Here is a 26,799-nt window from a genome sequence, read left to right on the forward strand (position 1 = left end):
GCGGACGACACTGCACACCGTCCGCCACGTCACCGAGGGCCGTCGGCGCCCCTGCTGCCCGTCGTCCCGCCCGACCAGCCAGGGAGCAGCGCATGACCGACGCGCCGACCGACGACGTCATCGCCGACATCGACGAGCACACGATCACCGACGCCGTCGTCGCCAGCTTCGCCGCGACGCCGGACGCGCGGCTGCGCGAGGTGCTGGGCGCGCTCGTGCGCGGGCTGCACACCGCGATCCGGGAGGTGGAACCGACGATCGGCGAGTGGGAGCACGCCATCGACTTCCTCACCCGCACCGGGCAGACGTGCGACGACGTGCGGCAGGAGTTCGTGCTGCTCTCCGACGTCCTCGGGGTCTCCTCCCTGGTGGAGAACATCAACCACCGCAAGGTCGGCGGGGCGACCGAGGCGACCGTCCTCGGGCCCTTCCACATGACCGCCTCGCCACCCCGCCGCAACGGCGACTCGATCGACGAGGTGGGCGGTCACCAGCCGTGCGTCGTCACCGGCCGGGTGCTGTCGGTCTCCGGCGAACCGGTGCCGGGGGCGAGCGTGGACGTGTGGCAGGCCGACGAGAACGGCTTCTACGACGTCCAGCAGCCCGACGTGCAGCCGGCGGGCAACGGCCGCGGCCTGTTCACCACCGACGAGGAGGGCCGGTTCTGGTTCCGCACCACGGTGCCGGCGCACTACCCGATCCCCACGGACGGCCCGGTCGGCGAGCTGCTCACCGCGACCGCCCGGCCGCCGTTCCGGCCGGCGCACGTCCACTTCATCGCCGAGGCGCCGGGGTTCGTGCCGGTGACCACGCACGTCTTCGTCGACGGCAGCCCCTACCTGGACGCCGACGCGGTCTTCGCGGTCAAGCGCAGCCTGATCCGCGACTTCGCCCCCGTCGACGACGCCGAGCAGGCCGCGCGGTTCGGCACCGCGAACCCGTTCCGGCTCGCCGTCATCGACCTCGTGGTGGAGCCGGCCGGGACGCCGTCGCCGTGACCGGGGTCCGTCAGATCCAGTCGCGGCGCTTGAAGATGACGTACAGCGTCAGGCTGACCGAGAACATCAGCACGACGGCGAACGGGTAGCCGTAGGCCCACTCGAGCTCCGGCATGTGGTCGAAGTTCATCCCGTAGACCCCGCCCACCAGGCTGGGGGCGAAGAGGATGGCCGCCCACGCGGAGATCTTCTTGACCTCCTCGCCCTGGGCGAGGCTGGTCTCGGTGAGGGTCTTCATCTCCTCGTTCTGGCGCTGGGCGACCAGCGTGGCGTTCACCGTGAGGATGTCGCGCAGCTGCAGCCGGAAGCCCTCGACCCGCTCGGTGATCTGGGTGACGTGGTCGGCGACGTCCCGCAGGTGGCTGCGCAGCTCCTCGTCGACGCCGTACTTCTCGAACCCGGCGGTGATCGCGGCGAGGATGCCGGTCAGCGGCTGGACCGCCCGCTGGAAGTCCACGACCTCCTGGGACAGCTCGTAGATGCGCCGCGACACCTGCGGGTCGCCGCGGAACACCTCGACCTCGATCTCGTCGATGTCCTTGTCCAGCCCGGCGACGACCGGGGCGTACCCGTCGACGACGGCGTCCAGGATCGCGTACAGCACCGCCTCCGTGCCGCGGGCCAGCAGCTCCGGGGAGCTCTCCAGCCGCCGGCGCACCCGGGCCAGGTCCGGTGACTCGGCGTGCCGCACGGTGATGGCGAAGTCCTTGCCGAGGAACAGGTGCAGCTCGCCGAACTCCACCTCCTCGGCCTCGTCCAGGTAGCGGGCGGCCTTGAGGACGACGAACAGCGTGTCCCCGTAGCGCTCGAACTTGGGCCGCTGGTGGGCGTGGATGGCGTCCTCGACCGCGAGGTCGGGCAGGTCGTACTGCTCGGCCAGCTCACCCAGCTCGGCCGGCTCCGGGCGGTAGAGCCCCAGCCAGACCATCCGGTCGTCGAAGCCCTCGGTCAGCCACTCGTGGCTCTCCGCCGTCGAGTCGGGCGTGGCGATCCGCCGTCCGCCGGCGTAGACCGCGTTGTCGACCATCCGCGAGCGCCGCGGGGCTGCGGTGGCCCCCGACACCGACGGGTCGACCGGCCGCGGGGGCACGAGGACGGCGCGCGGCCGGCGGGTGAGGGTGGACAGGGCGGTGCGGGGGGCGAGACGACGATCGGCCACGGTGGGCTCCCGGGAGACGCGGGGACGGTGGGCGCGGGAGGTCCCCGTGCGCGTGCCCGCCCGGGTCAGGCGACCGGGGGCGTCAGCGGGAGGGGACCTCGGGACTGTGACTGGGAGGCTCCGATCGCACGGCCCAGCACCTCCCGTCTCCCCGGGGCCGGCGCCCGTCACGCGGCCGTCGTCCATCGTGACACGCCGCGCCGCTCCGGGTCACCCCGGTCGCCCCACCAGGGGTGAACGGGTCAGCCGGCGTTGATCGTCCCCGCGACCGGGCCGTCGCTGTCGGCGTCGGGCCGCCGGGCGCCGGTCACGACCGGGACAGCACCCCGGGCGGGAAGGCCCCGTTGCCCAGCAGCCGGCCGGTCAGGTCACCGGCGAGCGCGGCGACCCGCTCGGTGCGCTCGACGCCCAGGTGCACGAACGGGGTCGCCGACAGCGCGTCGGTCTCCTGCTCGACCGACGCCCGCAGCTGCTGACCGGCCTCGGTGAGCGCGCCGTCGGCGACGAGGCCGCGCTCGGCGAGCCGGTCCAGCGCCGCCGTCCACTCCTCGTCGGACCAGCCCCGGGTCGCCTGGGCGGCCTGCCGGGTGAACCCGCGGCCGGTGAGCGTGTGGGTGACCAGCGCCTCCAGCCCGGTCAGCCCGTGCCGGACCACGCTGAGCACGTGCCCGTCGCCACGGTGCTCCCGCAGCAGCGTGACACCGTGCCAGACCTGCAGCACCGGCTCGTCCGGCCAGGACAGGTCGGCGTGCGCGGCGAACAGCGGCCGGGCCTCCGGCGTCAGCACGGAGCACGCCTCCCGCAGGAGCGCGGCGAGCTCCTCGAGACTGCTCCCGTCGGCGCCGTCGAGGAGCCGGGTGAGGGAGGCGCGCGCGGCCGCGGTGCGGGCGGCGAGGACCTGGTCCGGGGTGGCGAGCGTCCACGCGCGGGGCAGGTGCCGGGCGACGATCGCCGGGGCGAAGTTGGCGAAGGTGGCCGTCACGACCCCCGGGCCGACCGCGCCCATCGCCGCCGCGCGGCCGGCGAAGTAGACCATCCGGCCCGGGCGCAGGCCGGCGGCGGCCAGGTGCTCGTCGGTCTCCGGCGCGAAGTAGACGTGCGAGTGCAGCGGCTCCAGCCGCCGGTGGGTGCGGGCGACCAGGCGGAGGTCGGGGGCGAGCGGGACGGCGGGCTGATCGACGCTGACCATGGCGCGCACCCTAGCCACTCAGCCGCGCGGCCCCGAGGGAGCCGACCCGGGCCAGCGGACGGACTCGACGCAGGAGTGGTTGTGGTCCAGGTCGTCCTCGACGTACTGGGTGAGCACGACCCGGCCGCCGTCGACGAGCGGGGCGTCGGCGCAGTTGGCGATCGCGCCGGGGAGGCTGCGGGCGCCGGCCAGCCAGCTGTCCAGACCGTGCAGGCTGCTCCACGCGGGCACGTCGCCGACGATCTCGCCCCACTGGTAGCCGGTCGAGTAGAGCCCGACCCGGCCGCCGACCGACTCGAGGTGGTCGGTCATCCCCTCCAGCGTGGCCCGGTTGTTCCGCTGCGCCGCGGCGCCGTCGGTCTGCCAGGTGTTCATCGTCTCGACGTCCAGCCACCAGCGCAGGCCCTCGAGGTCGTCCTCCGTCACGGCGGCGTCGCCGGGCAGGTCACCGAGGGTGTCGAGCACCATCTCCACGTCGTCCTCGGCCCGGTCGACGCCGTACTCGTAGGAGCAGGCCGCACTGTTGTCCCCGTCGCAGACGCCGTACCGGGTGGCTCCCGACCGCGGCCAGGTGCTCACCTGCTGGCGCACCTCGCCGGGGTTGGCGGTGTTCACGTACAGCTGGGCCCGCGGCTGGGCCGGCTCCGCACCCGAGGAGTCGTGCGCCCACTCCCACTGCTCGGCGAGGCAGGGGTTCTCCGTGGTCGCGATGCCGCCGTTGACCCCGATGACGGCGTAGGCGGCGTCATCGGGCAGCTCGGTGTCGCACTGCGGGTAGGAGACGTCGTAGCCGACGGTGGACGGCGCGGGCTGCTCGGCGGCGGCCGGCGACGCGACCGCGAGCACGCCCAGCGCACCCGCCAGCGTGAGGGCCGCGCGCCGTGTGCTCCGCATCACGACCACGGTACGCGCTCGCGGCACCCTCGCGGCGGTGCTCGCCGACATGGCTGCCGGGTCGGCGCGTCGCCCGACGACCCGGGTCGGGACCGGCCCCGTCACCCGGTCAGCGGACGGGACGAAGTCGGACGCAGTAAGAACTTGTACTGAGTTCAGGTTTCGGTCTAGGTTCTCCCCATGGCGAGGTCGGCGAAGGCAGCGAGCGCCCCGCGCTGCCCCGTGGACGTCGTCATGGGGCTGCGGGAGCGCAAGAAGCTCGCCGCCTGGCGCACCATCCGTTCCGCCGCGCTGCGCCTGATCAGCGAGCGCGGGTTCGACGCCGTCAGCGTGGAGGACATCGCCGCCGAAGCCGGCGTCTCACGCACCACCTTCTTCAGCTACTTCCCCAGCAAGGAAGCCGTCGCCTTCGAGTTCGACCCGCTGGAACTGCAGCGGTGGCGCAGCCTCCTCGAGGACGACGTCGTGGACGACCGCCCGCTGTGGGATGCGCTGACCGACCTGTTCGTCGACGTCGCCCGCCTGCTCCCCGACTGGCTGCCGGTGCAGAAGCGGCTGGTCCAGGAGTGTCCGGGCCTGGCGAACTCCGCGCGCGGAAGCTGTGACAGCTTCGCGCCCGACCTCCGCGCCTGGATCTCCCGCCGCCTCCCCGACGGCGACGAGCTCCGGACCGCCCTGGTCTTCAACACCGCCCTGGCCGCGTTCATGACCGCGGTCGAGGTCTGGGACCCCGACGACTCCTTCGACGAGCTCCTGGAGCTGGTGCGGACCTGCCTGCGCTGGGCCGGCGCAGGACTCGCCCACCCCGTGAGCTGATCCCCTCGGTCGGCACGGACGCCGACCACCCGTCTCCACCGTCACGACCGCGCTGTCACGGCCGTGCCGTTCGACTCGTCATGACGTCGACACGACCGCGCACCGTCGCCGGCCGCGCCCCCTCTCACCGCTCTCTCGTCACTGCGCGCTGCGCAGGAAGGACGGCTCCGCCATGCCCGCAGACAGCACGACGACCCCGCCCGGGGTCCCCGACCTGCCGCCACCGGCGGCCGCGGCACCCGCCGCACCGATCACCTCCGCGCTGCCCCCGACCGTGCCGGACGTCGGCCCCGACCCGCGGCGCTGGCTGGCCCTCGCCGTCATCGCCGTCGCCCAGCTGATGGTCGTGCTGGACGCCTCCATCGTGAACATCGCCCTGCCCGACGCCGGGATCGACCTCGGCATCACGGCAGCCAACATCCAGTGGGTCGTCACCGCCTACACGCTCGCCTTCGGCGGGCTCCTGCTGCTCGGCGGGCGGGTCGCGGACTTCATCGGCCGCAAGCGCGCCTTCCTGATCGGCCTGGCCGGCTTCGCCGGCGCCTCCGCGCTGGGCGGCCTGGCCCCCAACCAGGAGCTGCTGTTCGCCGCCCGCGCCCTGCAGGGCGGGTTCGCCGCGCTGCTCGCACCAGCCGCGCTGTCGCTGCTGGCCGTGACCTTCACCGACCCCAAGGAGCGGGCCCGCGCCTTCGGCGTCTTCGGCGCGATCTCCGGCGGTGGCGCCGCGATCGGGCTGATCCTCGGCGGCGTGCTCACCGAGTACGCCTCGTGGCGCTGGACGCTGGGCGTCAACGTGCCGATCGCGCTGGTCACCGCCGTCTTCGCGATCGGCCTGATCACGGAGAGCCGCGCCGAGGGCGACCGTCGGTACGACGTCCCGGGCGTGCTGCTGTCGACCGCCGGGCTGGTCAGCCTGGTCTACGGCTTTAGCAAGGCCGCCGAGGAGGGCGTGGGCTGGACGGACCCGGTCACCCTGGGCCTGCTGGCCGCCGCCGCCGTCCTGCTGGTGTCCTTCGTGCTCTACGAGCGGCGGGCCAGCCACCCGCTGCTGCCGCTGCGCGTGGTCCTGGACCGCAACCGGGGCGGCTCGTACCTGGTCTTCCTGCTGGTGGGGGCCGGGATCTTCGCGATCTTCCTGTTCCTGACCTTCTACTTCCAGCAGACCCTGGGCTACAGCCCGCTGGAGTCCGGGTTCGCCTTCCTGCCCTTCAGCGGCGGGATCATCCTGGGCGCCGGCATCGTCTCCCAGGTCCTCCCCCGGGTCGGCCCGCGGCCGCTGATCATCGGTGGGCTGCTGCTCGCCGCGGTCGGCATGCTCTGGCTGACCGGCATCGGTGAGACCAGCTCCTACGTCACCGAGGTGCTGCCGGCCGAGCTGGCGATCAGCCTCGGCATGGCGGCGGTGTTCGTCCCGGCGTCCAGCACCGCGCTGGTCGGGGTGGAGAGCCACGACGCCGGCATCGCCTCGGCGGTGCTGAACACCAGCCAGCAGGTCGGCGGCTCGCTGGGCCTGGCCCTGCTGAACACCTTCTACGCCTCGGCCGTCACCGGCTACCTCGCCGACAACCCGGGCTCGGCCCCGGGTGCGGCGTTCGTGCACGGCTACCACGTGGCGTTCGTCTGGGCCGCGGTGTTCCTGGCGGTGGCCCTGGTCATCAGCGTGGTGCTGATCCGGGCGAAGAAGGACGACCTGCCCGCCGAGATGGCGCTGGCCGCCTGATCCGCGGCGGAGGGGCCGACGTCGCGGCGTCGGCCCCTCCGGTGCGTCAGCGGAGCGGGTCCAGCCGCCGGGACCAGGAGACCTGAGTGCGGGCGGTGGCGAAGCCGAGGCTCTCGTACAGCCCCAGCGCGCCGGTGACGTTCTCGCTGTCGACCTCCAGCCCGGACGTCTGGCAGTCCTGCACCGCGGCGGCGTGCATCGCCTCGATGATCACGGCCTTGGAGACCCCCCGCCCGCGGGCGGCCGGGACGACGCCGATCTGGCCGAAGTAGCTCTCCCGGGAGCCGGTGGCCGCCGCGGTCGCCTCCGACACGTAGGCCAGCGCGTAGCCGAGCACCTCGCCGTCCTCGACGGCCAGCACGGACAGGTCCGGGCGGAACGAGCGCTGGCCGGTGAACATGACCTGCCAGGACGCGACGTCGCGCTCACTGGAGCCGTAGTGCTCGGTGAAGGCGGCGTTGTGCGCCAGCCGGACCTGTTCGTCGCGGTCCCAGGTGAAGGGCACCAGGTCGATCCCGTCGAGCGTGCGCCGCGGGGGCAGGTCGGTGAGCGGCCGCTCCATGTGGAAGAACCAGCGGACCTGCTCCAGCCCGGCCCGGCGCACCATGGCCTCCAGCGAGGGCATCGTCGTGTAGACGGTGGCGGTCAGCCGGGCCGGCGACCCCGGGTGCCGCTCGGCGTGCAGCTCCGCACCGCGCGCCAGCTGCCAGGCCAGCAGCGCCCGGCCGATGCCGCGACCCCGCCACTTCGGCAGCACCCGCCCCTCCAGGTGCACGCCGTAGGCGTCCCGGAACGTGGGCGGGGCGATCGTGCTGGCGTAGCCGACGACGGTGCCGTCCGCCGCGCTCACCAGCCGGGTGTCCTGCTCCAGGTCGACCAGCTCGTTGACGAACCACCCCGCGAGGTCCTCGGGCGACTCGTGCACGCCGGTGTCGTCGACCGCCTCGGCCACGGCGAGCAGCTCGGCCACGGCGACGACGTCGTCGGGGCGGATCGGGCGGGCGGAGAAGCCGTCGGGCAGGGTCAGCGGTGCAGGGGTCACGGTGATCGAGGTTAGGGGGTCACCCCGAACAGCCGTGCACCGTTGTGCCAGAGCACCGCCCGCAGCCACTCCTGACCCAGGTCCAGCCGGTGCAGCGCGGCCAGCTGGTGGGCGTAGGGGTACGGGATCGCCGGGAAGTCGCTGCCGAGCACCACCTTGTCCCGCAGCGCGGCCAGCCGGGGCAGCAGCGCCCGGTCGAAGGGCATCAGCCCCTCGGTGAAGTCGGTGGCGAACATCGTGGTGTCCAGGTGCACCCGCTCGTACCGCTCGGCGAGGTCCAGGAAGGCCGCGTACTCCGGCATGCCCAGGTGCGCGATGACCAGCTGCAGCCGTGGGTGGCGCTCCAGCAGCCCGGCCATCGGCGCCGGCCCGGTGTGCTCCCCGCGCAGCGGACCGGACCCGCAGTGGATGACCACCGGGGTGCCGGTCTCCTCCAGCCGGGCCCACACGGCGTCCAGCAACCGGTCGCGCGGGTCGAAGCGGCCGACCTGCACGTGCACCTTGAAGACCCGCGCGCCCGCCGCCAGCGCGTCGGCGACGTAGGCCGCTGCCGTCGGCTCGGGGTAGAAGGTGGCCGACTGGAGCACGGCCGGGCGGTCCCGGGCGAACGCGGCCGCCTCGTCGTTGAGCCAGGCGGCCATCCCCGGCCGGTGCGGGTAGGGCAGCGTCGGGAAGGCGCGGACGCCGAGCGCCGCGAGCACCGCCAGCCGCTCCTCGACCGGCAGCGCGTAGGTGATCGGCCAGGGCCGGCCGTAGTGCGTCTCCGCGTCGGCGAAGTACTGCCAGACCTTCGCCTGCACCCGTTCCGGCAGGAAGTGCACGTGCACGTCGACCAGCCCGGGCAGCCCCAGCTCCCGCCACCACCTCGGGACGTCGTCGTCCGAGATCGGCGGGCCGACCGTCACAGCGTGACGACGACCTTGCCGCGGACGTGCCCCTCGGCCACCAGCCGCTGCGCGTCGGCGGTCTGGGCCAGCGGGAACGCCTTGGCGATCGCCACCCGCAGCTGCCCGGCGTCGGCCATCCGGCCGAGCTCCTCCAGGTCGTGCCGTTCGGGGCGGACGAAGACGTACCGGCCGCCGAGCTCGCGCACCACCGGGTCGACGACGCTGACGATCCGCTTCGGGTCGCGCACCTGGTCGGGGGCATCGCCCAGCGCCGGCCCACCGACCAGGTCCAGGACGGCGTCGACCGGCTCGGACAGCTGCCCGGAGATCGGCCCGGCGTTGTAGTCCAGCACCTCGGCGGCGCCGGCGTCGGTGAGGAATCCGTGGTTGCGCGGGCTGGCGGTGCCGATGACGTGCGCGCCGAGCGCGGCGGCGATCTGCACCGCGAAGAAGCCGACCCCGCCGGCGGCCCGGTGCACGAGCACCCGGTCGCCCTCGCCGACCTCGAGGGCCTCGGTCAGCGCCTGGTAGGCGGTCAGCCCGGCGAGCGGCAGCGCGGCGGCCTCGGTGAACCCGAGCGAGTCGGGCTTGTGCGCGATGCACCGCTGCGGGGCGGGGACCAGCTCGGCCGCCGTCCCCCACTGGACGTCGTCCCGGCGCAGGTAGCCGAAGACCTCGTCACCGGGGGCGAAGTCGACCACCGCCGGCCCGACCTGCTCCACCACGCCGGCGAGGTCCCAGCCGGGCACGATCGGGAAGTGGTGCGGGAACGCGCCGGCCAGACCGCCGGCCCGGATGCCCATGTCGACCGGGTTGACCCCGGCCGCGCGGGTGCGGACCAGCACCGTGTCCGGCCCCACCGGGGGCTCGGGCAGGTCGTCGCGCAACTGCAGGACCGACTCGTCGCCGAACCGGTCGTAGGCGATGCCGCGCATGGAGGTCAGCGCCGTCCCTTCACGTAGCGACCGAAGGCGCGTTCCATCTCCCGGCGGGAGTCACGCTCGGCCAGGTCCTGGCGCTTGTCGTAGCTCTTCTTGCCCTTCGCGAGCGCGAGGGTGGCCTTGACCTTGCCGTCCTTGAAGTACAGGTCCAGCGGGACGAGCGTGAGCCCGCCCTCCTTGGTCTTGCCGATCAGCTTCTCGATCTCGGCGCGGTGCATGAGCACCTTGCGCTTGCGGCGCGGGGCGTGGTTGGTCCACGTGCCCTCGGTGTACTCGGGGATGTGCACGTGCTGCAGCCACACCTCGCCGTCGTCGACGCTGGCGAAGCCGTCGACGAGCGAGGCACGCCCGGCACGCAGGCTCTTCACCTCGGTGCCGGTGAGCACCAGGCCCACCTCGAAGGTGTCGAGGATCGAGTAGTCGTGCCGCGCCTTCTTGTTCTGGGCGATGAACTTGCGCCCCTGTTCCCGCGGCATCCCCCCAGGTTACCCAGGGGCCGCAACCGATCATGGCGCCCGACCCTCGCGGGGCAGGCGCCATGACCGGCGGACGGCGGGGGCTACAGGCGGACGTAGAGGCGCAGCGTCACGTACGCGGCGACAGCGGCCAGCCCGACCCCGGCCGCGGCGATGATCGGTGAGATCGCGATGATCGCCGACCAGTCGACCGGCGGGATGATGCCCGCCTTGATCGGCCCGGCGAGCGTCTTGTCCACGAACAGGATCTTGGTCAGCACCAGGCCGCCGATGGCCAGCAGCGCACCGATCAGCCCGGCCAGCGCCGCCTCCAGGATGAACGGCAGCTGCGTGTACCAGCGGGAGGCGCCGACCAGTCGCATGATGTTGGTCTCGTTGCGTCTGTTGAACGCCGCGAGCTGGATCGTGTTGGAGATCAGCAGCAACGCGGCCAGGGCTTGCACCAGGGCCACCGCCAGGGTGCCGTTGCGCGCCCCGTTGAGCAGGCTGAACAGCCGGTCCAGGAAGTCGCCCTCGTCGCGGACCTCGTCGATGCCGGCCGCCCCGTTGGGGAACTGCTCGGCGATGACCTCGTACCGCTCGGGGTTGACCAGCTCGACCCGGAAGCTCTCCGGCAGCGCGTCCTCCGGGGTGTTGGCGATCAGCGCCGGCTGCTCCTGGAACTGCTGGGTGAACCGCTCGTAGGCCTCGGCGCGGCTCTCGTAGATGTAGTCCTGCACCTCGGGCGAGGACTCCAGCTGCGCGGCGATCAAGTCGCGCTGCTCGTCGGTGACGTCGTCGGCGAGGTAGATCGAGACCTGGATCTTGTCGTAGTAGATCTCGCGCATGTCGCCGATCATGTTGGCGATCAGCAGGCCGGTGCCCATGAGGCCCAGCGAGATCCCGGTGGTCAGGATCATCGCGACCGTCATGGTCAGGTTCCGACGCAGCCCGGCAGCCACCTCGGAGAGGACGAAGTTGACGCGCATCAGTTCCCTGTCATGTGGTTCGGCATCGTGCCGTTCGGCGTCGTCTCGTTCCGCGGGCGGGCGGGCACAGCCGCCACCTCAGCGGCCGACGCCGTAGACGCCGCGGCTCTGGTCGCGGCTGACGACGCCGTCGCTGAGCTCGATCACGCGCCGCCGCATCGAGTCGACGATGTGGTAGTCGTGCGTGGCCATGACCACGGTGGTGCCGGTGCGGTTGATCCGCTCCAGCAGCAGCATGATGTCCTGGCTGGTCTCGGGGTCGAGGTTGCCGGTGGGCTCGTCGGCCAGCAGCACCAGCGGCCGGTTCACGAACGCCCGGGCGATGGCCACCCGCTGCTGCTCACCGCCGGAGAGCTCGCTGGGCAGCCGGTTCTCCTTGCCGTCCAGGCCGACCATCTCCAGCACCTCGGGCACGACCCGCTTGATCGTGCGCTGGGGCTTGTTGATCACCTCGAGGGCGAAGGCGACGTTCTCGGCGACCGTCTTGTTGCGCAGCAGCCGGAAGTCCTGGAAGACGCAGCCCATCGTGCGGCGGAGCTTGGGCACCTGCCACTTGCTCATCGTGGTCAGGTTCTTGTCGTTGACCGTGATGACGCCCTTGGTGGGGCTGTCCTCCTTCAGCAGCAGCCGCAGGAAGGTCGACTTGCCCGAACCCGACGAACCGATGAGGAAGACGAACTCACCCTTGTCGATGTGCATCGAGACGTCATCCAGCGCCGGCCGAGGGCTGGTCGGGTACACCTTGGTGACGTGTTGCAGTTCGATCACGGGGTGCCACGGTACCTGTCCCGCGCCGCCCGATGACACGTTCGCCCGGCGCGCCCCGCGACGTTGTGTGCGGACGGTGAGCGCGCACGGCCCGCCCTGGGCGCCCTGGTCACCCAGCGTGCTCCCCGGGCGGGATCCGGCTGTGGCCGGTCTCTCCTCCGGGGAGGCGCCCGGGGCCTAGTTCAGCGGTGCGGACTCCTGCTGCCGGCGCCAGCGGATCCCGGCCTCGATGAAGGAGTCGATGTCCCCGTCGAGCACGTTGGCCGGGTTGCCGGACTCCAGCTCGGTCCGCAGGTCCTTGACCATCTGGTAGGGGTGCAGCACGTAGGAGCGCATCTGGTTGCCCCAGCTGCTCCCCTCCCCCTTGAGCGCGTCCATCTCGGCCCGCTGCTCGGCCTGCCGGACGACGAGCAGCCGGGCCTGCAGCACCCGGAGGGCGGCCGCCCGGTTCTGGATCTGGGACTTCTCGTTCTGGCAGGAGACGACGATGCCGGTGGGGATGTGGGTCATCCGGACGGCGGAGTCGGTGGTGTTCACGCTCTGCCCGCCGGGGCCCGAGGAGCGGAAGACGTCGACCCGGATCTCGTTCTCCGGGATGTCGACGTGGTCGGTCTGCTCCACGACCGGCAGCACCTCGACGCCGGCGAAGGAGGTCTGCCGGCGGCCCTGGTTGTCGAAGGGCGAGATCCGCACGAGCCGGTGGGTGCCCTGCTCGACGGAGAGGGTGCCGTAGGCGTAGGGCTGCTTGACGGCGAAGGTGGCCGACTTGATGCCGGCCTCCTCGGCGTAGGAGACGTCGTAGACCTCGGTCGGGTACTTGTGCCGCTCGGCCCAGCGCAGGTACATCCGCATCAGCATCTCGGCGAAGTCGGCGGCGTCCACGCCCCCGGCCTCGGAGCGGATGGTGACCAGCGCCTCGCGGGCGTCGTACTCGCCGGAGAGCAGCGTGCGCACCTCGAGCTCCTCGAGCACGGTGCGGATGCTGGCCAGTTCCCGCTCGGTCTCGGCCAGCGTGGCCTCGTCGCCCTCGTCGGCGGCCATCTCGTGCATCAGGCCGACGTCGTCGAGCCGGCTGCGCAGCTCCTCCACCCGACGCAGGTCGCCCTGCAGGTAGGACAGCCGGGAGGTCACCGCCTGCGCGGCCTCCACGTCGTTCCAGAGGTCCGGGGCGGCGGCCTTCTGCTCGAGCTCGGCCACCTCCCGGCGCAGGTCATCGACCCGCATCACGGCCTCGATGGACTTCAGGGTCGTGTCGAGTTCGTCCAGGACGACGGAGAAGTCAGCGGCCACGGCAGTCCAGGGTAGTGCGCTCCCCCACCGGGTACCTCCGGCGGCATGAGCACGTCACCGTCGGACGACCGGCGCAACCCGGACGACCTCACCGAGTACGAGCGCGAGCAGTTCCCCCACGGGATCCCGGACTCGCAGCCGCGGATGGAGGAAGGAGGCGCCGGCAACGCCCGCAGCGCACTCACCCTGCGGCTGGTGCTGGCCGCCTTCGGGCTGGTGCTGTGCGGGGTCCTCGCCGTCCTGGCCTTTGCCGCCGACGCCCCGGTCGTCCTCTCGATCGCGCTGGTGGTGCTGGCCGTCATCGCCCTCGTCGACCTGGTCGTCGTGGCCCGCCGGAAGCTGCGCGGCGAGCCGGGCTGACCGCGCCGGCCGCCTGCCTGCGCTCAGGCGGTCTGCAGGCGGGTGCGCCGGGAGCGCCGGGCAGCACGCCGGATGACCAGCCAGTCGGCCACCTCGGCGGCCGGCATCGGCCGCGCGATGTGGAAGCCCTGCGCGTGGGTGCAGCCCAGCTCGGCGATGAGCTCCAGCTGCCCGGCGGTCTCCACCCCCTCGGCGAGGCTGCGCATGCCGCAGGCCGCGCCCAGCCCGACCACCGCGGCGATCGCCGCGGCGGACTCGCTGCGCCGCACCTCGATGCCGGCGACCAGGCTGCGGTCCAGCTTCAGGATCCCGGCCGGGATGGAGACCAGCTGGCTCAGCGAGGAGAAGCCGCTGCCGAAGTCGTCGATGGACACCTCCACCCCGGAGACGCGGAGCTGGGCGAACTGGGCCGCGGCGCGCAGCGGGTCTTCCGCGACGCTGGTCTCGGTGAGCTCCAGCACCAGGCGCTCGGGGGCGAGCCCGGCGGCGTCCAGGGCGTCGTGGACGTCGGCGACGAGGGTGCCGGTGCCGAAGTGCGCGGCGCTGATGTTCACCCCGGTGACCAGCGCGAGGCCGGCCCGTTCCCAGGCCGCCGCCTGCCGGGTGGCCTCGGCCAGCACCCACCGGGTCAGCTGGACGACGACCCCGGTCTGCTCGGCCAGCGGGATGAAGTCGCACGGCATCAGCAGCCCCCGCTCGGGGTGCTGCCAGCGGACCAGCGCCTCCACCCCGGAGACCTCGCCGCTGGGCAGGTGCAGGACCGGCTGGTAGTGCAGCACCAGCTGGCCGGCCTCGATCGCCTCCCGCAGCTCGGCGGCGACGAGCACCTTCTGCTCGACGGCACTGCGCAGCTCGGGGCTGAACACCCGCACCCGGTTGCGGCCGGCCGCCTTCGCCGCGTACATGGCGAGGTCGGCGTCCCGGACCAGGTCGGTCGAGCGCAGCCCGAGGTCGTCCCGGGGGGCGGTGGCGACGCCGATGCTCACGGTGAGCCGGGTGACGCGCTCCCCGAGGTCGAACGGCTCGTCGAAGGTGCTCTGGAACCGCTCGGCGAGCGCCAGCGCGCCGTCGACGTCGCAGTCCCGGCAGAGGACGACGAACTCGTCCCCGCCGAGGCGGCCGACGGTGTCCTGGGCCCGGGTCCGGCTGGTGAGCCGGGTGGCCAGCTCGCGGAGGAGGTGGTCCCCCACCTCGTGGCCCAGCGTGTCGTTGACGTCCTTGAAGCCGTCGACGTCCAGGAACAGCACGGTGACCGGTCCCCGGTCGGGGCGGCGCAGCTCGGCGCTGATCAGGTCGTGCAGGTGCGCCCGGTTGGGCAGGTCGGTGAGGTGGTCGTGCCGGGCCCGCCAGGACGACGCCCGCTCGGCCTCCACCCGGGAGGTCACGTCGGTGTGGGTGACCACCACCCGCCCGGACCGGTCGGCGCGCGAGGCCTGCAGGTGGTACCAGCGCACCCCGGTCACCGTGGCCAGCGCGTAGTCCGCCGAGACCGTGGTCCGGTGGCCCGCCGCGAGCTCCTGCAGCTGGCCGATGCGCTCCCGGTTCGCGGCGTCGTCGGAGAGGCTGAGGATCACCGAGAAGTAGTTGCCACCCACGCCGACCCGGAGCCGGTCGTCGTCCAGCAGGTCACCGGCGGCCTGCCAGGCGGAGTTGACCAGCAGCATCGTGCCGTCGGCGTCGATCAGCACCGTCGGGGACGGCAGGGCGTCCAGGACGCCGGCCACCAGCCCCGCCTGCCCCTGCTCGCCGCCGTCCCGGTGCCGAACGTCCACCGGCAGCTGCGCCCCACTCCTCGTCCGCGGCACGCCCACCTCCTCCTCCGGTCCGTCCCAGGGCCGCTCCGGTCGGTCCCCGGGCCTCCACTGTCCCCCTGCGACCATCGGCAACAGTGGACACAGCTGGACGCCCGCCACGCCGGTCGGCCCGGAAAGAGTGAACACCGGCAGCTCAGGACGGCGTGTCCCGGCCACCCGATCACCGGGGGTGCGCGGGTCGGGCGGGTGTAGACCGGCCGGGGCCCCGGGTACGGCGACGCCATGAGCGACTCAACGACGATCGAGCTCGGTGGCGAGGAGTACCTGGTGCGGCGGGAGGGGGGCACCCTCTCGCTGGGGCGCCAGGTCGGCGGGGAGACGACGTGGCTGGACGACGTCGACGTGAGCCAGCTCCCTGCGCCGGCCCAGGAGGCGCTCGACCGCGGCGACCACGACGACCAGACGCTGCAGACCGCCCTGCTCGGCGTCGTCCAGGCCGAGGTCAACCGCGGCGGCTGATCTGCGGTTCTCTTGCGGTTCCCTCCAGCCGGGCGTGCGGGAGCCGCCGTTGGCTCGGGGGCATGGACATCGAGACCGCCTACGCCCTGCTCGCCGAACTCGAGCTGCGCGAGGTCGAGGACCTGGGCCGCGACTGGTTCGAGGCCGACCTGCAGGAGCAGCTGCCGCCAGCCTGATCACCGTGCGCTGCTGACCGGATCCGCAGTGCGATCCGGGCGGTAGAGGGGGACGCTGGTGTCCCGAGGGCCACCGTCGTCCCCCGGGCCAGGAGGCGATCCGCATGTCCGTCCAGTACCGCTGTGACCGGTGCGCCGAGGTGGCCGAGGCCCCCGCCGCCGTCGGCTGGGTGCAGGTGCAGCCGCTCGGCGCGCACCCGCTGCTGCCGGAGGAGCCCACCCACCTGTGCCGGCTCTGCTGGGCGCGCACGTCGGCCGGCGAGCCGGTGCGCGTCGGCTCCGGCGGCGCGGAGGTGCCGCAGGTCAGCGAGCACAGCCAGAACCGCGACCTCGGACAGTGAGCACTCAGTTCGGGTAGCCGTCGCCCCCGGCCAGCACGGTGAGCACCACCATCGCCACGAAGACCAGCACGGCGATGACGAGGGTCCCCGCCACGACGAGCGCGGCGTGCTCCTCCACCCCCCGCTTCGGCGCGGGCTCCGGCCGGGACGGCTCCCCGGTGCCGGCACGCTGCTCGACGTCGATGGACATGACCACTCCCCAGGGACTGCGGGCGCCGGTCGGTGCCCGCACCGCCGATCCTGCGCGCGGGCACCGGTGCCGAACCGGGGTCGCAGGTCCTCCGGCGCGGGCCGGAGGTCCCGTCCCGCGACCGGGCCGGGTCAGGTGGCCCGGGCCAGCGTGTCGGCCGGGCCGGTGCGCAGCGCCAGCCGGGTCGGCACCTCGATCGCGGTGAACGCCACCCCGACGACGACGGCGGCGGTCGCCGGCAGGAGCCACCAGGGCCCGGCCGGCCAGGGGTGGCCGAGGAAGCCGATCCCGAGCAGCGCGAGCGGGACGGCGGCGACCAGCGTGCCCGCCGCGATCGCGGCGACGGACACCAGCCCGGCCTCCCGGCGCATCATCGCCCGCACCTGCGCCGGGGTGGTGCCGGTGAGCCGGAGCGCGGCCAGCTCGTCGCCGCGCTGGGCGGTGGCGGCGACCAGCGAGTTGGCGATGCCCAGCAGCACGTAGCCCAGCAGCACCCCGAGGACGGCGATGTTCAGCCACACCTCGGGCGGCACGCCCTGCTCGGTGCCGGCCGCCGCGTCGTCCACCACGACGCCGGGGCGCTCGCCGGCCAGCGTTGCGAGCCGGTCCGCGGTCGCCGGGGCGCCGTCGGTGCGCACCAGCACCTGGTCGGCGAGGTCGGTGGTGCGGTGCCCGGCGACCAGGTCCGCCGAGACCGCCACCCCACCGAACCCGAGGGCCCGGTCGTACACGGCGACCACCCGGGCGTCGACGTCGGTGCCGTCGCCCAGCGTGAGCGGCAGGTCCTCCCCCACGTCGGCGACCCCGCGGGCGACGGCCACGGTCGGGCCGCGCAGGTCGGCCAGGTCGCCGTCCCGCACGTCCAGGTCGAGCACGCCGGCGGCGTCCGGGGTGAGCACGAGGGCGGGCTCGGCCTCGACGGTCACGTCACCGAGCAGCCGGGTGCCGAGCAGGACGGTGGTGGTGCTCACCGGCGCCGCCGCCTCCACGCCGGGCACGGCCGCCACCGTGGCGGCGAGGTCGGTCGGCACCCCGCCCAGGGCCGGTGCGGCGACGGCGGTGTCGGCCAGCGTGCCGGCCTCGGCCTCCTGCCCGGCGGCCCCGCTGATCGTGGTCTGGGAGAAGGCATAGGTGAGCGTGAACACCACCGCCATCGCCAGCGTGGTGATCGCCCCGGCCGAGCGCAGCGCGTAGCCGTGCAGGTTCGCCACCGCCAGCCAGCTCGGCGCCGACGTGCCGGCGGGCAGCGCCCGGATGACCCGGCCGGTGACCGCGCGCAGCAGCGCCGGCCCGGCCATCGCCAGCCCGATGGCGGCGACGATGCCGGCCAGCGAGGTGCCGGCCGCGCCGAGCACCGTGCGGTCCAGCAGCGGTGCCACCGCGAGCGGGACGGCGGCCGCGAGCAGCGCCAGCCCGGCCACGGTGCGGCCGCGCGAGGGCGTCCTCGGCCCGGTGCGCGACTCCCCCAGCGCGGTGGTCACCGGCTCCCGGGAGACCCGCCAGGCGGCCGAGCGGGCGGCGACCTGCACGACGGCGAGCACCAGCAGCACCGCGGCCAGCGCGGGCAGCGGGGAGATCGTCAGCGGCAGCTCGGCCGGCAGCATGCCCAGGTGCACGAGCAGCCGGCGGAGCTGGCCGGCCAGCAGGTACCCCAGGGCCAGCCCCGGGACGGCGGCGACGGCGCCGACCAGGGACGCCTGCGTGGCGACCAGCCGGCGCACCTGGCGCGGGGTCGTGCCGACCGCGCGCAGCAGCGCCAGCTCGCGACGCTGGCCGGCGATGCTCACGCTGAGCGCCCCGGCCACGATGAAGCCGACGACCAGCAGCGGCACCCCGGCCAGCGACCCGGCGAGCACGACCAGCAGCGAACGACCGGCGGCGGCCTCGGGCTGCAGCAGCTCGCCGCGGGCGTCGCCGGTGGCCACCTCGACGCCGTCGGACCCCACGAGCCGGCGGACGGCGGCGGCGACGTCGTCGGCGGTGCCGGGCTCGACCCGCAGGCCGATGAGGTCCACGGTGCCGGCCCGCGGGCCGTCGTCCCGCAGGGCGGTGGCGACCGCGTCGGGGAGCAGCACCCCGGCACCGGCCGGGGACACCACCGCGGTGACGGTCAGCTCGCTGGGCACGCCCTCCAGCGCGACCCGGGTGACGTCGCCGGGGGCGAGCCCGGCGGCGTCGGCGAGGTCGGCACCGAGCGCGACCTCACCGGGTCCGTCGGGTGCGACGCCGGTGACCTCCGCGCCGGGCAGCAGGCCGACGGAGGACCAGCCGTGCCCGCCCTGCGCCGGGTCGGCGGCGGCGACGGCGTCGTCGCCGGTGAGCAGCGCGGCGGGGAAGCTGACGTCGGTGGCGACGGCGGTGACCCCGGGCAGGTCGGCGAGCCGGCCGGCCAGGTCGGCGGGCAGCGGGGCGCGCTCGGGGAGCGCGATCGGCAGGTCCTCCGGCGGCCGCACGGTCTGGTCGGCGGAGACGAGCACGTCGGCTCCGGCGAGCCGGCCGGCGGACAGCTCCGACCGCAACCCGGACTCCATCAGCACGCCGGTGCCGGTGACGATCGCCGCGGCCCCGAGCACCGCGCAGAAGACCGCGACGAGTGCGGCGAGCCGGCGGCGGGCCATCGCGGTGGCGAGTCCGAGCACGGCTCAGCCCTCCCCGAGCGCGACGAGCCGCGCAGCCAGGGCCGACGCGGTCGGCCAGTCCAGGGTGTCGACGACCCGGCCGTCGGCCATGACCACGGTGCGGTCGGCCTCGGCGGCGGCCGCCGGGTCGTGGGTGACCATCACGACGGTCTGCTGCAGCTCGTCGACCAGCTCGCGCAGCAGCGCGAGGACGCCCGCGGCGCTGGCCCGGTCGAGCGCGCCGGTGGGCTCGTCGGCGAAGACGACGGCGGGCCGGGCGACCAGCGCCCGGGCGATCGCGGCCCGCTGCTGCTGCCCGCCGGAGAGCTCGGCCGGCCGGCGGTCCAGGTGCTGCCCGAGGCCGACCCGGTCCAGCAGGTGCTGCACCCAGCCGCGGTCCAGTGGGGCTCCGGCCAGCCGCAGCGGGAGGGTGACGTTGTCGGCCACGGTGAGCGCCGGCAGCAGGTTGTAGGACTGGAAGACGAAGCCGATCCGGTCGCGGCGCAGCTCGGTGCGGCGGGCCTCGTCCAGCCGGCCGATCTCCTGCCCGGCCAGCAGCACCTCCCCGCTCGTGGGGGTGTCCAGCCCGGCGGCGCAGTGCAGCAGGGTGCTCTTGCCCGAGCCGGAGGGCCCCATCACGGCGAGGAAGGTGCCGCGCCGCACGCTGAGGGAGACGTCGTCGAGGGCGCGGACGCCGCCGGGGTGCAGCTTGCTCACCGAGCGCAGCACCACGGCCGGCTCCTGCAGCTCCGCGCGGCGCTCGCCGGGCGTGGTCAGGAAGGCGCTCATCGCCGACGGAGGTGGTCGACGACGAGCGCGACGACGCACGCCGCGGTGACCACGCCGAAGGCGATGTTCAGCGCCAGCGGCAGCACGCCGAGCGAGGCCAGGCTGTTGCCGGCCACGCTGAGCGCGAGCAGCACCCAGAGCAGGGTGCGCAGCGGGCGGGCAGCGGGCGCCGTCGGGGTCTGCGGGGCGCTGTCGAGGCGGTAGGGGTCGGGCACGGTGTCCTCCTGGGGATGCGGTGTCCCCGTCGAGGTTCGTCCGGTCCGGGCCGGCTTCCGATCCCCTCACCTGGCCTTTTCGAGGTACAGCCTGCTGTACTCCTGGCCCCGTTCGAGTGACGCCGGGCTCGCGCCGCCTTAGCGTCTGGGCCGTGCTGCGCCCCTCGCCCTCCGCCCGCTGGGGCGGTGCCCGTCCGGTGCTCGGGGCGCTGGAGCAGCTCGGCGGCGGCCTGGGGACGGCGCTGCTGGCGTTCTGCCTGCTCCTCTGGCTGGGCGTGGTGGCCGTGCTGTCGCTGGTCGGGCTGGGGCTGCTGCTCGCGCCGGCGGCGTTGCGGGGCGTGCGCTGGCTGGCCGACCGGGAGCGCGCCCGGCTGAGCCGGTGGGGCCCGGACGTGCTCGGTCCGGGGCCGGCGCCGTCGTCTTGGCGGGCCGCGCTGGCCGACGCCGCATCGCGGCGCGAGCTCGTCTGGGTGGCCGGGCACGGCACGCTCGGCCTGGTCTACGACCTGGTCGGGATCGCGCTGCCGGTGTACGCGGTGCGGGACGTCACCTACCCGCTGTACTGGCGGGCGCTGGCCCCGGAGGAGTTCGGCTCGCCCTGGTGGTGGCCGGTGTCCGGCTGGACCGACGCGGTGGCCGTGTCGCTGCTGGGGCTGGGCTTCGCGGCGCTGACCGTGGGGCTGACACCGCTGATGGCGCGGGTCCAGCGGCAGGCGGTGGGCCGGCTGCTCGGGCCGCCACCGGGCACCGACCTGTCGCTGCGGGTGGCCGAGCTGACCGCCACCCGGGCCGCGGCGCTGGACGCGCACGTGGCGGAGCTGCGGCGGATCGAGCGGTCGCTGCACGACGGCACGCAGAACCGGCTGGTGACGGTCACCGTGCTGCTGGGCGCGGCGCGGCGGTCGATGGAGCGGGACCCGGCCGCGGCCGGCGAGCTGATGGAGCGCGCCCAGGACGCCGCCGAGCAGGCGCTGGCCGAGCTGCGGTCGGTGGCGCGGGGCATCCTGCCGCCGGTGCTGGTCGACCGCGGGCTGGCCGGTGCGCTGAGCGGCCTGGCGGCGTCCAGCCCGGTGCCGTGCACGGTCGACGTCGACGTCCCGGGGCGCTGCCCGGTGTCGGTGGAGGCGACCGCGTGGTTCGTGGTGGCCGAGGCGCTGACCAACGTGGCCCGGCACAGCGGCGCCTCGTCGGTGCGGGTGACCGCGCGCCGGCGCGCGGACCGGCTGTTCGTGACGGTCACCGACGACGGGCACGGCGGCGCCGTCGAGGGTGGCGGGTCGGGGCTGGCCGGGATGCGCCGGCGGGTGGAGGCGCACGACGGCGTCCTCACCCTGGACAGCCCGCCGGGCGGGCCGACGACGCTGGAGGTGGAGCTGCCGTGCGGATCGTGATCGCCGAGGACGACGCGCTGCTGCGGGAGGGGCTGGCGCTGCTGCTGCGCGCGGAGTCCCTGGACGTGGTGGCCACCGCGGGTGAGCCGGAGGGGTTCCTGGCCGCGGTCGACGAGCACCGGCCCGACGTGGCGATCGTCGACGTCCGGATGCCGCCCACGCACACCGACGAGGGGGTGCGGGCCGCGGTCGAGGCGCGGCGCCGGCAGCCGGAGCTGGCGGTGCTGGTGCTGTCGGCGTACGTGGAGCAGGCGTTCGCCACCGAGCTGCTGGCCGGCGGGGCGCGGCGGCTGGGCTACCTGCTCAAGGAGCGGGTGGGCCGGGTGGAGGAGTTCCTGGGGGCGCTGCACCGGGTGGCCGACGGCGGGACGGCGATCGACCCGGAGGTGGTGGCCCAGCTGCTCACCCGCTCCCGGCCCGACGCCGGGCTGGACCGGCTGAGCGCCCGCGAGCGGGAGGTGCTGGCGCTGATGGCGGAGGGGCTGGGCAACACGGCGATCGCCGGGCGGCTGGTCGTCACCGACGGCGCCGTGCACAAGCACATCCGAAGCATCTTCGCCAAGCTCGACCTGCCGCCCACCGACGCCACCGACCGCCGGGTCAGCGCGGTGCTGCGCTACCTGGAGGCGGTGCGGCGCTGAGCCGCTCCCACCGCGCGCCCGTGTGACGGGTCATCGCGAGATCAACGTCCACTCGTCGTCCGATCGTCATGTTCGTCCGGCACGCTCGGCGCCATGACGGTGAGCCTCTCCACGATCGGAACCGACCTCTCCGCCACCCACGTGGCCTCCACGGCGCACGACCCCCGCAGCAGCGACCGGGTCACCCACGCCGTCGCCCGCCCGGTCGTCGACGGCCTGGACCAGTCGGTCTGCGGCGTGCTGGTCTCCGCCGTCGCCGACCAGGACTGGCTCGCCTTCCCGGGCGCCGACCGCTGCCCGGAGTGCACCCGCATCGCCGGCTGACTCTCCCGGCGCCCGCCCGTTGTGCGCTGATCGTCGGGTCGCCGGCCCAGGACCGACGACGAGCGCACAACGGGCGCCGGGTCACCGCCCCTCCTGCAGGCGGCCTCCCGCCAGTTGCAGGCGGCGGGTGAGGTCGAGGTCGGCGAGGAACCGCTCGTCGTGGCTCACCACCACGAACGCACCCCGGTAGGCGGCCAGCGCGCTCACCAACTGCGCGACGCTGACCAGGTCGAGGTTGTTGGTCGGCTCGTCGAGCAGCAGCAGTTGCGGTGCCGGCTCGGCGTGCAGCACGCAGGCCAGCGTCGCCCGCAGCCGCTCACCACCCGAGAGAGCCCCCACCGGCAGGTGCGCCCGGCTGCCGCGGAACAGGTAGCGGGCCAGCAGGTTCATCCGCTCGGCCGCCGGCATCGCCGGTGCCGCGCCGGCCAGCGCCTCGGCCACGCTGCGGTCGGGGTCGAGCAGGTCCAGCCGCTGGGAGAGATGGGCGACCCGGCCGTCGGCCCGCCGGACCTCCCCTACATCAGGCAGCAGGTCGCCGGTCATCAGCCGCAGCAGGGACGACTTCCCCGCACCGTTCGCGCCGGTCAGCGCGATCCGCTCGGGGCCGCGGACGGTGAGGTCGACGCCGCCCTCGGCGAACAGCGCCCGCTCCCCCAGCCGCAGCTGCAGGCCCTCGCCGGCGAACACGGTGCGCCCGGCCGGCACCGCGGTGCCGGGCAGTTCGAGCACGATCGCCGGGTCGTCCCGCAGCGAGCGTTCGGCGTCCTCCAGCCGGGTGCGGGCGCCGTCGAGCCGGGCCGCGTGCACGTCGTCGGCCTTGCCCGCCGACTCCTGGGCGGTCTGCTTCATCTTGCCGATGAGGATCTTCGGCAGCCCGGCGTCCTTGACGGTGCGGGCGGCGTTGCCGGACTTCCGCTGCGCCCGCTCCCGCGCCTGCTGACGTTCCCGCTTCGCCCGCTTGACCTGCTGCTCGGCGGTGCGCACGTCGCGCGCCACCGCCTCCTGCTCCGCCCGGACGGCGATCTCCCAGTCGGTGAACCCGCCGCCGTGGACCCGCAGCTCGCCGCGGTCGAGCTCGGCGATGCGGTCCATCCGGTCGAGCAGCGCCCGGTCGTGGCTGACCACGAGCAGGCAGCCGGCGAAGTCGTCCAGCGCGGCGTACAGAGTGCGGCGCGCGTCGGCGTCCAGGTTGTTGGTCGGTTCGTCGAGCAGCAGGACGTCGGGGCGCTTGAGCAGCTGCGCGGCGAGGCCGAGGGTGACCACCTGCCCGCCGCTGAGGGCGTCGAGCCGGCGGTCGAGGGTGACGTCGCCCAGGCCGAGCCGCTCGAGCTGGGCGCGGGTGCGCTCCTCGACGTCCCAGTCGGTGCCGATGGTGGCGAAGTGCTCGTCGGCGGCGTCGCCGGACTCGATCGCCGCCAGCGCGCGCAGCACGGGGGCCACCTCGAGCGCCTCGGCGACGGTGAGGTCACCGGCCAGCGGCAGCGTCTGCGGCAGGTGACCGAGCAGCCCCTCGACGGTGACCGTGCCGGCGGTCGGGCGGAGGTCGCCGGCGATGAGCTTGAGCAGGGTGCTCTTGCCTGCGCCGTTGGGCGCGATCAGACCCGTGCGGCCCGCGCCGACGGCGCACGAGAGATCGGTCAGGACAGGGGTGCCGTCGGGCCAGGCGAAGGACAGGTGGGAGCAGACGACGGAGGCGTCGGGCATGGCGGGACCTCTGCGGGGACGCGGGCGCACTGGGCGGCCCGGCGGTGGACGAGGACGACGAAGGCCCCGGCGGCTCCTCGCCTGCCGGGCACATCCCAGGGGTTCACCCGGAGATGTCGCCGCTGCCACCCATGTCGCTGCTCCTCGGTCCGGGGACGTCCGTGCCGGACCGTACGCGCGGGCCCGGGCGCCCCGCGACCGATTTCCTCGCTGGGCTCTGGTCGTCGGTTCGTCGCGCCTGGATGGACACCGAGCGCACAACGGCGGCGGGTCCGCCCTCGACGTCCTGACCGTCATCCGGCGTTCCCGAGACGGTCCGACGTTCTGCTCGGATCCGAGCAGACTTCTGCTTTGTGTCTTGCACAAGTGCCGCTACGTTGTGACGCACAGCACACGCCGGTGCAGGGTTCGCGCCTCTGACCTCGGGCGCCTTGCGGCGGAGTGGTCTGCCCACGTCACTCAGAGGGGGACCCATGAAGGTGTCGATCGGTCTGCGGGCCGTGCTCGTGTCCGTCCTGTCCACGTTGCTGTTCGTCGGCCTCACCGGCCCGGCGAGCGCGGCCCCACCGACGAGGGGCGCACCGGCCTGGGAGTGCGCCGACCACAACGTGCCGCTCAGCAAGATCTCGATCCAGCTCTACACGTTCGCCGACGTCATCGGCGACGACGAGGGCTCGCAGGCGCGGCACGAGGAGGTCCTGCGCCGGCTGGCCGAGATGGGCTACCGCAACGTCGAGCCGTACACCCTGAGCGGCTGGACCGCCGCGGAGTACGCGGCCCTCCTGGACCAGTACGGCCTCAAGGCCTCGGCCCGGCACGTCGACGTGGGCTCGCCTCTGAACCCGGCGGACATCGCGCAGATCATCGAGGACAACCGGGTCCTCGGCATCACGTACTTCGGCTCCGGCAGCACCGCGGGCGCCCCGTGGGTCGGGGAGCTGGAGACCGAGGCCGACTGGGTCGCATACGCCGACTACCTCGACGCCGTCGGTGCGCAGGCCCGCCAGGCCGGCCAGACGCTGTTCATCCACAACCACGACTTCGAGTTCACGACCGTCTTCGGCGACCGCACCGCCTTCGACATCCTGATGCAGCACACGCAGAAGAAGAACGTGGTCTCCCAGCTCGACCTGTACTGGGTCGCCTACGCCGGCCTCGACCCGGTCGACGTCGTCGAGGAGTACGGCAAGCGGATCAAGCTGCTCCACGTCAAGGACCTCAACCCGGAGCTGGACAACCGCATCGAGATCGTGGGCCGCGGGTCCCTCGACTTCCCGGCTGTCTTCGACGCCGCCCACCGTGTCCGCTACTACGTCGTCGAGCACGACCCGCGCTTCGGCGACCCGACGTTCGACCCCTTCGAGGCCGCCCAGGCGGGCCTCGACTACCTCACCGACGTGACCTGGTGAGGTAGCAGCAACAGCGCAGGGGGCGGTCCCGGTCAGCCGGGGCCGCCCCTCTCGCGTGTGCCTGTCCCGTTGTGCGCTGATCGTCGGTCGGCGGGGTCGGGACCGACCACGAGCGCACACGGCGGGCGGGTCAGCCGTCGACGTAGCGGTCGCGTTCGACGACGAACTGGCCGGTGGCGGTGTTGGCGTCGATGAACTCCGGCAGCAGCGGGATCCGCACCGTCACCGTCACGCACACCGAGAACTCCTCCCCCGGCACCAACGACGGCGCATAGCCGCCCGCCGCCTCGCACCCCGCGCCGGCCGGGGCATAGGCCAGGACGACGTCGGTCGCCTCCACCGACTGGTCGGCCACCGCGATCGCCACCGCCGCCTCCGCCCGCGCCCGACCCGTCGCCACGTCCGGTGCGGTCGCGATCGCCCGCCCCGCCTCCCGCGCCGCCGCATTGGCCGCGAACACCCCGCGCTGGACGGAGGAGAACCCGGCCACGATGTAGACCAGCGGCAGGAACACCACCAGCGCGATGAACACGAACTCCACGATCGCCGACCCCCGCTCGGAGCCGCCCAGCCGAGCCCGCATCCACGTCATGGCGTCTCCGCCACCGAACGCCCGGTCGCCGACAGCGGCAGCAGGTCACCCAGCGGGGCGAACAGGCTCGGCACCGCGCCCACGCACCGGACGACGACCAGCGTCAGCCCGCTGTCGTCGACCTCCTGCACCGACTCGCACGCCAACCCCGCCGCCGTCCCGCGCGTGGTCGCCTGCCCGACGATCTCCAACGTCCGGGCAGCCCCCGCCTCGGCGGGCACATCGGCGTTGGCCGCGTACCGGGCACCCTGCTGCGCGCTGGCCACGATGACGTTGCGCAGGTGCACGTAGACCGCCACCTGCAACACCGCGAGCAGCAGCGCCACGACCAGCACGCCGACCAGCACGAAGTCGACGACGGCGCTGCCCCGCTCGCCGTCGTCGTCCGTCAGCCGTTCAGGGCGCACTCGTGACGGACTCCAGCGCGTTCGACACCGCCTCCACGATCGCCGCGCGGAACGGCACGAGGATCGCCAGCACCAGCGCCGCGGTCATCACCGTGATCATCACCCAGCCCGGGACGTCGCCCCGCTCGGGATCGTCCTCCCGCAGCCGGGCCGCCAGCGCAGCCAGCGTGGTCAACAGGAACGCGTAGGCACGCATCCGTGGTCCTCTCTGTCGGTCACCG

At 74.0% G+C, this 26,799-nt stretch carries 29 protein-coding genes; 10 read left to right on the forward strand and 19 right to left on the reverse strand.

Annotated elements, in window-relative coordinates; genetic code table 11:
* Positions 1 to 92 precede the first annotated feature (92 nt).
* Positions 93 to 998 (forward strand): dioxygenase family protein, encoded by a 906-nt coding sequence (locus FB380_RS00515; protein WP_166753377.1) that lies wholly within the window; start codon positions 93 to 95, stop codon positions 996 to 998.
* Between the two features lie 10 nt (positions 999 to 1,008).
* Here FB380_RS00515 and corA read toward each other — a convergent pair whose 3' ends face one another.
* The 3 genes from corA to FB380_RS00530 form a co-directional block, all read right to left on the reverse strand.
* The gene (gene corA, locus FB380_RS00520) at positions 1,009 to 2,157 is read right to left on the reverse strand and encodes a magnesium/cobalt transporter CorA (protein ID WP_229682023.1); all 1,149 of its coding nucleotides are present in this window, start codon (positions 2,155 to 2,157) and stop codon (positions 1,009 to 1,011) included.
* A 307-nt stretch (positions 2,158 to 2,464) separates the two neighbouring features.
* Positions 2,465 to 3,346 (reverse strand): SCO6745 family protein, encoded by an 882-nt coding sequence (locus FB380_RS00525; protein ID WP_188959565.1) that lies wholly within the window; start codon positions 3,344 to 3,346, stop codon positions 2,465 to 2,467.
* Between the two features lie 18 nt (positions 3,347 to 3,364).
* The gene (locus FB380_RS00530) at positions 3,365 to 4,240 is read right to left on the reverse strand and encodes a glycoside hydrolase family 25 domain-containing protein (protein WP_166753378.1); all 876 of its coding nucleotides are present in this window, start codon (positions 4,238 to 4,240) and stop codon (positions 3,365 to 3,367) included.
* Positions 4,241 to 4,420: 180 nt separating this feature from the next.
* Between FB380_RS00530 and FB380_RS00535 the strand changes: the two genes are divergently transcribed.
* A complete protein-coding gene (locus FB380_RS00535) occupies positions 4,421 to 5,056 on the forward strand; it encodes a TetR family transcriptional regulator (RefSeq protein ID WP_229682024.1) in 636 nt (211 codons plus the stop codon).
* A 172-nt stretch (positions 5,057 to 5,228) separates the two neighbouring features.
* Positions 5,229 to 6,776: an MFS transporter gene (locus FB380_RS00540; protein WP_166753379.1), complete on the forward strand. Its 1,548-nt coding sequence runs from the start codon at positions 5,229 to 5,231 to the stop codon at positions 6,774 to 6,776.
* A gap of 46 nt (positions 6,777 to 6,822) precedes the next feature.
* Here the strand turns inward: FB380_RS00540 and FB380_RS00545 are convergent, their stop codons facing one another.
* The 7 genes from FB380_RS00545 to prfB all read right to left on the reverse strand — a co-directional run bounded on the left by FB380_RS00545 (position 6,823) and on the right by prfB (position 13,148).
* Positions 6,823 to 7,818, reverse strand: a complete 996-nt coding sequence (locus tag FB380_RS00545; RefSeq protein ID WP_166753380.1) for a GNAT family N-acetyltransferase — start codon at positions 7,816 to 7,818, stop codon at positions 6,823 to 6,825.
* A gap of 11 nt (positions 7,819 to 7,829) precedes the next feature.
* Positions 7,830 to 8,723, reverse strand: a complete 894-nt coding sequence (locus tag FB380_RS00550) for an amidohydrolase family protein (protein ID WP_188959566.1) — start codon at positions 8,721 to 8,723, stop codon at positions 7,830 to 7,832.
* Positions 8,720 to 9,640: an NADP-dependent oxidoreductase gene (locus FB380_RS00555; RefSeq protein ID WP_166753381.1), complete on the reverse strand. Its 921-nt coding sequence runs from the start codon at positions 9,638 to 9,640 to the stop codon at positions 8,720 to 8,722. Before FB380_RS00555 ends, FB380_RS00550 begins: the two co-directional genes overlap by 4 nt.
* 5 nt (positions 9,641 to 9,645) lie before the next feature.
* Positions 9,646 to 10,122, reverse strand: coding sequence for an SsrA-binding protein SmpB (gene smpB, locus FB380_RS00560; protein ID WP_166753382.1), 477 nt, complete (start codon positions 10,120 to 10,122; stop codon positions 9,646 to 9,648).
* Positions 10,123 to 10,205: 83 nt separating this feature from the next.
* Positions 10,206 to 11,090: a permease-like cell division protein FtsX gene (gene ftsX / locus FB380_RS00565; protein ID WP_166753383.1), complete on the reverse strand. Its 885-nt coding sequence runs from the start codon at positions 11,088 to 11,090 to the stop codon at positions 10,206 to 10,208.
* A 78-nt stretch (positions 11,091 to 11,168) separates the two neighbouring features.
* Positions 11,169 to 11,858: a cell division ATP-binding protein FtsE gene (ftsE, locus tag FB380_RS00570; RefSeq protein ID WP_166753384.1), complete on the reverse strand. Its 690-nt coding sequence runs from the start codon at positions 11,856 to 11,858 to the stop codon at positions 11,169 to 11,171.
* A 177-nt stretch (positions 11,859 to 12,035) separates the two neighbouring features.
* Positions 12,036 to 13,148 (reverse strand): peptide chain release factor 2, encoded by a 1,113-nt coding sequence (gene prfB, locus FB380_RS00575; protein WP_166753385.1) that lies wholly within the window; start codon positions 13,146 to 13,148, stop codon positions 12,036 to 12,038.
* A 45-nt stretch (positions 13,149 to 13,193) separates the two neighbouring features.
* On the opposite strand from prfB, the gene FB380_RS00580 reads away from it, so the two are divergent.
* Positions 13,194 to 13,508 (forward strand): DUF6343 family protein, encoded by a 315-nt coding sequence (locus FB380_RS00580; protein ID WP_208382704.1) that lies wholly within the window; start codon positions 13,194 to 13,196, stop codon positions 13,506 to 13,508.
* A gap of 23 nt (positions 13,509 to 13,531) precedes the next feature.
* Here FB380_RS00580 and FB380_RS00585 read toward each other — a convergent pair whose 3' ends face one another.
* Positions 13,532 to 15,313, reverse strand: coding sequence for a putative bifunctional diguanylate cyclase/phosphodiesterase (locus FB380_RS00585; RefSeq protein WP_166753386.1), 1,782 nt, complete (start codon positions 15,311 to 15,313; stop codon positions 13,532 to 13,534).
* Positions 15,314 to 15,544: 231 nt separating this feature from the next.
* On the opposite strand from FB380_RS00585, the gene FB380_RS00590 reads away from it, so the two are divergent.
* Together FB380_RS00590 and FB380_RS00595 are read left to right on the forward strand one after the other, a co-directional pair.
* A complete protein-coding gene (locus tag FB380_RS00590; protein ID WP_166753387.1) occupies positions 15,545 to 15,781 on the forward strand; it encodes a hypothetical protein in 237 nt (78 codons plus the stop codon).
* 280 nt (positions 15,782 to 16,061) lie between these two features.
* The gene (locus FB380_RS00595; RefSeq protein WP_166753388.1) at positions 16,062 to 16,298 is read left to right on the forward strand and encodes a hypothetical protein; all 237 of its coding nucleotides are present in this window, start codon (positions 16,062 to 16,064) and stop codon (positions 16,296 to 16,298) included.
* A 4-nt stretch (positions 16,299 to 16,302) separates the two neighbouring features.
* Here FB380_RS00595 and FB380_RS00600 read toward each other — a convergent pair whose 3' ends face one another.
* The 4 genes from FB380_RS00600 to FB380_RS00615 form a co-directional block, all read right to left on the reverse strand.
* Entirely contained in the window at positions 16,303 to 16,488 is a 186-nt protein-coding gene (locus FB380_RS00600; protein WP_166753389.1) for a hypothetical protein, read from the reverse strand.
* Between the two features lie 131 nt (positions 16,489 to 16,619).
* Positions 16,620 to 19,127, reverse strand: coding sequence for an ABC transporter permease (locus tag FB380_RS00605; RefSeq protein ID WP_208382706.1), 2,508 nt, complete (start codon positions 19,125 to 19,127; stop codon positions 16,620 to 16,622).
* 3 nt (positions 19,128 to 19,130) lie between these two features.
* Entirely contained in the window at positions 19,131 to 19,895 is a 765-nt protein-coding gene (locus tag FB380_RS00610; RefSeq protein ID WP_166753390.1) for an ABC transporter ATP-binding protein, read from the reverse strand.
* Positions 19,892 to 20,110: a hypothetical protein gene (locus tag FB380_RS00615; protein ID WP_166753286.1), complete on the reverse strand. Its 219-nt coding sequence runs from the start codon at positions 20,108 to 20,110 to the stop codon at positions 19,892 to 19,894. The genes FB380_RS00610 and FB380_RS00615 overlap by 4 nt, the downstream gene beginning before the upstream one ends.
* Positions 20,111 to 20,262: 152 nt before the next feature.
* Between FB380_RS00615 and FB380_RS00620 the strand changes: the two genes are divergently transcribed.
* The 3 genes from FB380_RS00620 to FB380_RS00630 all read left to right on the forward strand — a co-directional run bounded on the left by FB380_RS00620 (position 20,263) and on the right by FB380_RS00630 (position 22,466).
* The gene (locus FB380_RS00620) at positions 20,263 to 21,501 is read left to right on the forward strand and encodes a sensor histidine kinase (RefSeq protein WP_188959567.1); all 1,239 of its coding nucleotides are present in this window, start codon (positions 20,263 to 20,265) and stop codon (positions 21,499 to 21,501) included.
* Complete coding sequence (locus tag FB380_RS00625) at positions 21,489 to 22,142, forward strand: response regulator transcription factor (RefSeq protein ID WP_166753391.1); 654 nt, start codon at positions 21,489 to 21,491, stop codon at positions 22,140 to 22,142. Before FB380_RS00620 ends, FB380_RS00625 begins: the two co-directional genes overlap by 13 nt.
* A gap of 93 nt (positions 22,143 to 22,235) precedes the next feature.
* The gene (locus FB380_RS00630; RefSeq protein ID WP_166753392.1) at positions 22,236 to 22,466 is read left to right on the forward strand and encodes a hypothetical protein; all 231 of its coding nucleotides are present in this window, start codon (positions 22,236 to 22,238) and stop codon (positions 22,464 to 22,466) included.
* Between the two features lie 81 nt (positions 22,467 to 22,547).
* Here FB380_RS00630 and FB380_RS00635 read toward each other — a convergent pair whose 3' ends face one another.
* Positions 22,548 to 24,170 (reverse strand): ABC-F family ATP-binding cassette domain-containing protein, encoded by a 1,623-nt coding sequence (locus FB380_RS00635; protein ID WP_166753393.1) that lies wholly within the window; start codon positions 24,168 to 24,170, stop codon positions 22,548 to 22,550.
* A gap of 473 nt (positions 24,171 to 24,643) precedes the next feature.
* On the opposite strand from FB380_RS00635, the gene FB380_RS00640 reads away from it, so the two are divergent.
* A complete protein-coding gene (locus FB380_RS00640) occupies positions 24,644 to 25,579 on the forward strand; it encodes a sugar phosphate isomerase/epimerase family protein (protein WP_166753394.1) in 936 nt (311 codons plus the stop codon).
* 130 nt (positions 25,580 to 25,709) lie between these two features.
* Here the strand turns inward: FB380_RS00640 and FB380_RS00645 are convergent, their stop codons facing one another.
* The 3 genes from FB380_RS00645 to FB380_RS00655 are packed head-to-tail and all read right to left on the reverse strand — an operon-like array spanning position 25,710 to position 26,774.
* Positions 25,710 to 26,171, reverse strand: a complete 462-nt coding sequence (locus FB380_RS00645) for a hypothetical protein (RefSeq protein WP_166753395.1) — start codon at positions 26,169 to 26,171, stop codon at positions 25,710 to 25,712.
* Positions 26,168 to 26,578 (reverse strand): TadE/TadG family type IV pilus assembly protein, encoded by a 411-nt coding sequence (locus FB380_RS00650; protein ID WP_166753396.1) that lies wholly within the window; start codon positions 26,576 to 26,578, stop codon positions 26,168 to 26,170. Before FB380_RS00650 ends, FB380_RS00645 begins: the two co-directional genes overlap by 4 nt.
* Complete coding sequence (locus FB380_RS00655; RefSeq protein WP_166753397.1) at positions 26,568 to 26,774, reverse strand: hypothetical protein; 207 nt, start codon at positions 26,772 to 26,774, stop codon at positions 26,568 to 26,570. Before FB380_RS00655 ends, FB380_RS00650 begins: the two co-directional genes overlap by 11 nt.
* Positions 26,775 to 26,799: the final 25 nt, after the last annotated feature.

The organism is Modestobacter marinus (assembly GCF_011758655.1).
In the GTDB taxonomy this organism is placed as follows: domain Bacteria; phylum Actinomycetota; class Actinomycetes; order Mycobacteriales; family Geodermatophilaceae; genus Modestobacter; species Modestobacter marinus.